Source organism: Acinetobacter sp. BSP-28 (assembly GCF_044130285.1).
In the GTDB taxonomy this organism is placed as follows: Bacteria; Pseudomonadota; Gammaproteobacteria; order Pseudomonadales; family Moraxellaceae; genus Acinetobacter.
The window spans coordinates 1-260 of record NZ_JBIQOB010000093.1; the positions used below are offsets into that span (position 1 = coordinate 1).

General features: G+C 52.3%; 1 protein-coding gene. It reads right to left on the reverse strand.

What is annotated here, in order from left to right; genetic code table 11:
• A partial coding sequence (locus ACE01R_RS17900; RefSeq protein WP_395552820.1) for a hypothetical protein occupies positions 1-260 on the reverse strand: 260 nt, incomplete at both ends.

Here is a 260-nt window from a genome sequence, read left to right on the forward strand (position 1 = left end):
TGGTCTTCAGTTGCTGCTTGGCCTTTGGTTGCCGTGCCGTTCCAAGTGGTGTTGGTCAAGCCACCGATTGTGCCGTTGTTACCGTTAATGGTAACCGGTTTACCGGTAGCAGCATCGCCAATCGTGATGCTGTTGGCTAAGCCCAATTGTGCCCCACCGGCTGTGGTCGTACTAGTGATGTTGCTATCACCAAATACGTTGATGGTATCGCCCAGAGCATACTTGTTGCTGCCGGTTGTACCACCGAAGTTGATGCCTTT